Here is a 6,631-nt window from a genome sequence, read left to right on the forward strand (position 1 = left end):
ATAGTATACAAAAACTCGGTTGACAATATATTCCTCAATTGTGTATTATCTATTTTAACATCCATCTAATTTGATGGTTATCTAATTTGATTGTTGTTTAATTCGCGCATGTTCTGCGATTATCGCATCATTACTTAAATAAGCTGAGGAGGAGTGAATGCCTGTATGCAGTTAGACAAGGTGGTTGCCTATCATAAGGCGTTGGCAGATCCAACACGTGTCAAGATGCTCATCTTGCTTGCGGAAGGTGAGCGGAATGGTCAGGTGTTAGCGGAGAAGCTGTCGGTTACTCCTGCCACGATTACTCATCATGCGGCCAAGCTTCGCGAAGCGAGCCTTATCAACGAACGAAGAGAGAAGAACACGATTTATTTTTCATTAAATGATTATCTTCTAAAGAATAATGCTGCTGCGGCTATCAATCTCATTTACCGTGGAGCTGATGGAGGTATAGGGATGTTGAATGAGGAACAGAAGCGTTTGAGGGATTCGGTGATTCGAAATTTCTTCTCGAAAGAGGGCAAGCTCAAAAATATCCCGTCGCAGTTGAAGAAGAAGCTTATCATCCTGGAGCATATGGTGACTAATCTGGAGGCGGGACGCAGATATAGCGAGAAGGAAATCAACGAATACATTATGACCTACCATGAGGATTTCGCAACGATTCGCCGGGAGTTCATTATGCATCAATTTTTATTCCGAGAAAAGGAGATTTACGAGCTGAACCCGCAGGAAATGTGGGCAAAGTGGGTGAATCTTGCTTGAGAACGAGAAGCGACTGTTCTGCTGGATACCGTGGGAAATCCGCGAGTATCCAGCGATTTTTCAAGCAGATCGAGCAAGACGAATTGCCGGTTCATAGTTTGATCGTGTGTCACCATGGTTCTACGATTGCAGAGTTCTGGCGCGAGCCGTATCGCAAGGATTGCCCGCAACTGTTGTATTCCGTAAGCAAAAGTGTGACCTCCATTGCGGTTGGCATTGCATGGGACATGGGGCTTATCTGTCTGGACGAATCGGTCATTTCATTCTTTCCCGAGCGGCTGCCAGAGCGAGTATCCGACAAACTATCCACGATGACGATCCATCATCTGCTATCTATGACAGCAGGTCATGAGGGTGATATTTACCCTGTTGTGGCTAAGGAACAGGACTGGGTCAAGGCATTTCTAGCGCAAGAGGTGGATCATGAGCCAGGTACTCAATTTCAATATAGTACACATTCGACCTATATGCTGTCTGCCATATTGGAGCGGGTAACGGAGCAGAATCTAGTCGACTTTCTCATGCCTCGATTATTCGAGCCGTTAGGCATCGCTAGACCTGTATGGGAAACCTGTCCGATGGGAGTTACTGCTGGGGGGATGGGGCTGAGTCTAACGACGAGTGACGTAGCGGCATTCGGTCAGATGCTGCTGAACAAGGGCATGTTCAAGGGAGAGCGCATCGTGTCAGAACAATATATTCAGATGGCGACAAGCGAGCAAAGCGATAATCGCAAAGGAGCCAATCGAATCGATTGGGCTCAGGGCTATGGCTATCAGTTCCATCGCTGTCGAGATGGCTGCTTTCGGGCAGACGGGGCTTTTGGTCAGTTATGCTTCGTCTCTACGAAGGATGGGATTGTTATTGCTGCGACGGCTAGCTATCCGACTATGGATATGCTGCAGACACTTCTGAATCTCATTTATGAACATCTCCTTGACGAAGTTGACAGCAGTGGTGATACTCGGGAGCATCCGCATGAAGGCGTGGAGCAAGAGGGTCATCCATTAAATATTGATTATTCCAGTCAGTGGCCTTCCGTTGAGTCTTGGTCTTGGACGGTTCCGTTGCACAGAGAAGCGCGGCATACAGTAGGGGGAAAGCATGCCCAACAAGTACTGGAACTGCCGGAACTACATCAGCATGTGTACGTCATGCAACCAAATGCAAGTGGATTGAAGCAGGTCAGCTTCGATGCTCAAGGTGAGACGATGCAGCTTCATTTGTTCTATGGAGATGAGCGGGATATTGCTGTGCCTATAAACGCAGCGCAGCCGATGCGTACGAAGGCTGTATTTTACAAAGATCTATCCATGTCCCTGCAGGAAGTCGTTGTATACGCATCGTGGGTGAACGAATGTACGCTGCAAGCCAAGCTATTTTATATCGAAACGCCTTATGTGGTGACCTATATCATGAAGTTCCATCCGGGGTCGATCGACTTGGAGTTTGCTATCAATGTGTCTTTTCATTTATCCAGTTTCACAGCCGTAGGGTACAAGGTAAACTTGTAGTATGTAGGAAGTGTATTGTGTATTCCATATCGAATGTAAGCCATGTCAAAGTGCGGGTAGTCATTTGGCATCTGTGGTTTTGTAGCGTGGTATTATAGCATGATTAGGGTGTAGCTTGAGATACGGATGGCATAACGTTTGCATCATGGATGTGATTGCGTATAATTATGGACAGCACGATAAGGGAAGGAAATGACACGATATGAACCAGAACTCCAAGAAGAGCATCATTGATAAATTAAATTTGAACAAATACCCGATGAAATTAATCTTAAACAAACCTGACGATATGTCGGACTTCGATGGGTTGGATTATGACACTGCGATCAAGCGGGACAGCTATGATCTTATTTTTGCCTTCATCTACTCGCTAGAGCAATTTACAGAGCTGGTACAAATAGTTATCGATAAGCAGTTGCTGAACAACAAGGGATATCTATTTACCGCTTATCCGAAGAAAAATAATCCTAAATACGAGCAATATATTGAACGCGACAGCTTCTTCAGCATCGGATTCGTTAATGAAGACGGCTATGTAGGAAGCAGCGATATTAAATTCGCACGGATGGTCAGCTTGGATGACGTCTTTACCGTAATCGGCTTGAAGTCCGAAGCCAAAAAAGCAGCCAAATCAGCATCTTCGAAAAAGAGCCAATGCGTTGATGATTATGTTGAGCATGTTGCAGATATTCAGGCATATTTAGCAGGCAGTGCGGAACTGGAGTTTTACAACAGCCTGACACCGGGATATCAAAAGGACTGGGCGCGTTACGTGTACAGTGCTAAGCGGAAGGAAACACAGGACAAAAGGCTTGAAGAAATGAAGGCGATCTTGGCCGAAGGATATAAATCTTTTGATTTGTATCGCAGACGGGATAAGTAGTGCATCATGTGTTTGTGGGGGAGAGACAATGAGCCACGCTTTTGCAAAAGAGATTCACAACTGGGATTCATGGGGAGCGGTGTATCAATCGATTGAGGATTTTCGTCAGCTCATTGAAGTCATTTACCGAAAAGAAAACCTGAGCGGGGCAGAGCACATATTCCAGTTGACGCCGGGTACAAATGCGGTATTTCGTGCCGGCAGCTATGTGATTAAAATCTTTGCACCCAAGGAATCTGGAGCAAATACAGATGCTGAATATCAAGCAGAAATAAGTGCCATGGAGCGCGCTATCCAGCAGGGCATCCACGCACCGAATGTGATCGCAGCGTCCTATATTCAAGATAATTATTTGTTCCGATACATCATCATGGACTTTATTCAAGGTCAGGAAGCGGGTAAGGTGCTCTCAGGTTGGACATTCCCCCAGAAGGAAGCGTTCGTCAAGCAGTTGCTTGCTAATTTGGACAAGCTGAATACGTTGCCTTCGGAGCATGTTGATGCAAGTGCAATAAAGCAAAGGGTTGCACGCAATACGAGATGGAACTTCTTTTCAGAGTCTATCCGGGCGCAAATTGCTGAAATCGTGACAGAAAGCCCGATATCCCAACCCGTATACGTACATGGAGATATTACAGCGGAAAATGTGATGGTGGATGATGGAGGTCAATTGTTCATTATCGACTTTGCGGACAGTACGATCGCTCCTGCCGAGTATGAGTACCCGCCAATCCTGTTCTCCTTGTTTGATTTTGATGCTGATCTGATTCAATTGTTTAGGAGAGAGATAGGATGCAGTCGTGAAGTATTTATCGATAAGTTGTTTCTCGCGATATTGCTGCATGAATTCGGATTTGTATTCGTAAAAATGATTTGTGAGAAATATTCGGATCAGGATGCACACGCCTTAACGGATATTTACGAAGTGAAGAGAATGCTGCAGGCGCATTTGCCAATGTGATGGTGTCAACGACAATCAAAGATGTGCATTAAAGATGAGCAATAAACAAAAGAGAGCGCACCGAACCCGTAGGGGAGCCGGATGTGCTCTCTTCTTCGTATATTTAGAAATAGTCAGAGAAGTAAGGGATCTGCCGAATAATGAGCTTCTCCAGCAGGTCGATGGTGGCCTCGTTGGCTTGGAATCGACCGATTTTCGCCAAGTAGGATGGGCGCTTGTATCCCATAAGCATCGTCGTCAAGGTTTGAATATCGAATTCGGCATCCCGCTGATTCCCGCCTTTGGTAAGATGCCCGTTGCCCTGCTTATCTACGGTTAATGTAAATACGCCCTGATTCCATTCCAGCATCGGGTCATGAAGTACGAAGGTGAAACTGCATTCAGCTTCTTGCGGCTGGAACGGATACTGCTCTAGGAACAATCCGATATCCACGATTCGTGCCATATAGTATGGCGCAATAATTTCTTTAATATCGCTGTCCTCGAGCAGGAACGCAAGCGGCTCATCCGTATATATATGTCCCTTCACACGGGTCACCATGGAGAAATGCGCGCTAATAAAGTTCCATAACCCGTTGCGTGCCTCTTGATTGACATACACCATTTCTTTCATATAGAACACTTCTTCAGCGATCCAATAGAGCAAATATCCTGTCGGTTCATGGTTGCTGTCATAATAGACTGCGACCGTCATGTCATCGAGATCCCATCGGAGATATTCTTCCCATGCCAGATCGTTGCGCAGCATAGCGCCGTGTGTCAGCAGGGCGAAGCGATGATAGACTTGCCGTACATCCGGATGCTCAATGGTGACGCGTTCGACATTGCCAGGAACCGTCTTGAGCTTTGGCAGTTGAGTGTCCTTCACATCGAATGAGATTTTATCAGAGATGATTTCCCAGCCTTTGCGACGGTAATACGGGATGGAGTAAGGATATAAATAGGACACGGATTGCTTGCGCTTGCGCATGTTCGTCAGGGCTTGACGCATTAATTTATTCATTAAGCCAAGATTGGCGTATTCTGGGTAGGTTCCGACACCTGTTAGTCCACCCATTTCGTAGATTTGACCGAATATATTCACTTGGAATGGATACACGGCGAGTTGGGATATCAGCTTGTCTCCATCGAACCATCCTAGTACATCGGCCTGCTTCAGTATGGGCAGCTTCGCTTGCGCGATTTCGCGATTCTCCCATCCAAGCGCCTGTAGGTCATGATTGGTCACTTGGAATACATAGCGCAGCAGAGCGTTGAATTGCTCGCCGTGACGAATTTCAACGTCCCTCATTTTCAGTCTCTCTTGCAGCTCTTGGCGGCTCATGAATGAGAACCTCCCTTTCATGGATGAATCACCTTATATTATCTTACACTAATTTCCCATGCTTCAATCATGCGATGGTGTGCTTTTTAGAATGCTGCCGTACGAGCAAAAACGCCACCACAGGATGTGATGGCGCTGCATTCTGCGACATATCGCTTACTTTCGTTCCATAACGGCAAAGTAGTTATTCTCATCGTCAGCAAAGTTGAATACCCTGGCACTAGGCATTGTCACTACCTCACCAACTGTAATGCCTTTGTTCTTGAAATCTTCATACAGTGCATCGAGATTGTCGGAGAATAGCATGATCGAAGGTGTCCCTAGGTTGAGTTCTGGCTGCATTTCGGCAATAAGCTGCTTATTGTGGAGCACGAAGGATGTCTGTGCGCCTTGTGCAGGAGCAATTTCAATCCACTTCATTCCATGCCCGTTGTTATCTTCCGACACGACAATGAATCCGACTTTTTCTGTCCAGAATTGCACCGCTTGGTCTTGATCATTGACATACAGCATAACTTGTCCGATTTGATTGATCATGGATCATTCTCCAATTCTAACGTTTTGTGATTGAATTCTTATCGATCGTACAATTTTTAGGCAATGAATGCAAGCGGAGGTGAGTAAGTGAGCAGCCCATCTATCGAGGGTCGATATATTTGGCTATTCTTTAATGTGATTAGAATCACAAGGCATTTAAACATGTCCAATATAATAGAAGTACGTGGGGATGAAGTCTAAAAAGTCAAAAGGGAAGCCATGAGATAAATGTATACTTTCGTGATAATTGAAGGATTGGCTTTGTGTGGAATGGGGTAAGAAGGAACTACAACGAAAATCCAGGAGAGTGAGAGCTCATGCAGAAAAATCACGTGACCGAGTATCAAGAATATGTAGAGAACAAATTTACGAAACGAATTATTCATAAGGATGAGGAAAATGTGATATTCGTACTGAACTTCAGTCCAGGAGCCGAATTGCCGACACATCGTCATCCGGGCGCAAACGTCAATATTCTAGTTCTGGATGGAAACGGGATCGTGAATAGTGATGGGATGGAGACAGGAGTTGCCGAAGGTGACATCCTTCATATTAGTGGTGACGAGAGCTTCTCTTACCGCAGCGGAACAGATGCCGTTTCCTGTCTATATGTCGTGTTGACGAAAATGCCAAGTGAGCGCTATGCC

Annotated in this window: 7 protein-coding genes; 5 read left to right on the plus strand and 2 right to left on the minus strand. The window is 45.6% G+C overall.

Annotated features, from left to right (window positions below):
* Positions 1-165: 165 nt before the first annotated feature.
* The 4 genes from BBG47_RS17710 (at position 166) to BBG47_RS17725 (ending at position 4,123) form a co-directional block, all read left to right on the plus strand.
* The gene (locus BBG47_RS17710) at positions 166-765 is read left to right on the plus strand and encodes a DUF2087 domain-containing protein (RefSeq protein ID WP_065292798.1); all 600 of its coding nucleotides are present in this window, start codon (positions 166-168) and stop codon (positions 763-765) included.
* Positions 762-2,279, plus strand: coding sequence for a serine hydrolase domain-containing protein (locus BBG47_RS17715; protein WP_065292808.1), 1,518 nt, complete (start codon positions 762-764; stop codon positions 2,277-2,279). Before BBG47_RS17710 ends, BBG47_RS17715 begins: the two co-directional genes overlap by 4 nt.
* A 202-nt stretch (positions 2,280-2,481) precedes the next feature.
* Positions 2,482-3,162, plus strand: a complete 681-nt coding sequence (locus tag BBG47_RS17720) for a YdeI/OmpD-associated family protein (protein ID WP_065292799.1) — start codon at positions 2,482-2,484, stop codon at positions 3,160-3,162.
* Between the two features lie 28 nt (positions 3,163-3,190).
* Positions 3,191-4,123: a phosphotransferase gene (locus tag BBG47_RS17725; RefSeq protein ID WP_065292800.1), complete on the plus strand. Its 933-nt coding sequence runs from the start codon at positions 3,191-3,193 to the stop codon at positions 4,121-4,123.
* A 103-nt stretch (positions 4,124-4,226) separates the two neighbouring features.
* Here the strand turns inward: BBG47_RS17725 and BBG47_RS17730 are convergent, their stop codons facing one another.
* Both BBG47_RS17730 and BBG47_RS17735 read right to left on the minus strand, forming a co-directional pair.
* Entirely contained in the window at positions 4,227-5,447 is a 1,221-nt protein-coding gene (locus tag BBG47_RS17730; RefSeq protein ID WP_065292801.1) for a GNAT family N-acetyltransferase, read from the minus strand.
* A gap of 156 nt (positions 5,448-5,603) precedes the next feature.
* Positions 5,604-5,984, minus strand: a complete 381-nt coding sequence (locus BBG47_RS17735) for a VOC family protein (protein WP_065292802.1) — start codon at positions 5,982-5,984, stop codon at positions 5,604-5,606.
* 317 nt (positions 5,985-6,301) lie between these two features.
* Here BBG47_RS17735 and BBG47_RS17740 point away from each other — a divergent pair.
* Positions 6,302-6,631: cupin domain-containing protein (locus BBG47_RS17740; RefSeq protein ID WP_065292803.1), on the plus strand; the 330-nt coding region annotated here is incomplete at its 3' end.

This window comes from Paenibacillus sp. KS1, assembly GCF_001680695.1.
In the GTDB taxonomy this organism is placed as follows: Bacteria; Bacillota; Bacilli; order Paenibacillales; family Paenibacillaceae; genus Paenibacillus_B; species Paenibacillus_B suaedae.

What these genes read in the sequence shown, in the direction of transcription:
- BBG47_RS17730 (WP_065292801.1), bottom strand. Translation starts at nt 5,447, where the DNA reads ATGAGCCGCCAAGAGCTGCAAGAGAGACTGAAAATGAGGGACGTTGAA.
- BBG47_RS17735 (WP_065292802.1), bottom strand. Translation starts at nt 5,984, where the DNA reads ATGATCAATCAAATCGGACAAGTTATGCTGTATGTCAATGATCAAGAC.
- BBG47_RS17720 (WP_065292799.1), top strand. Translation starts at nt 2,482, where the DNA reads ATGAACCAGAACTCCAAGAAGAGCATCATTGATAAATTAAATTTGAAC.
- BBG47_RS17710 (WP_065292798.1), top strand. Translation starts at nt 166, where the DNA reads ATGCAGTTAGACAAGGTGGTTGCCTATCATAAGGCGTTGGCAGATCCA.
- BBG47_RS17725 (WP_065292800.1), top strand. Translation starts at nt 3,191, where the DNA reads ATGAGCCACGCTTTTGCAAAAGAGATTCACAACTGGGATTCATGGGGA.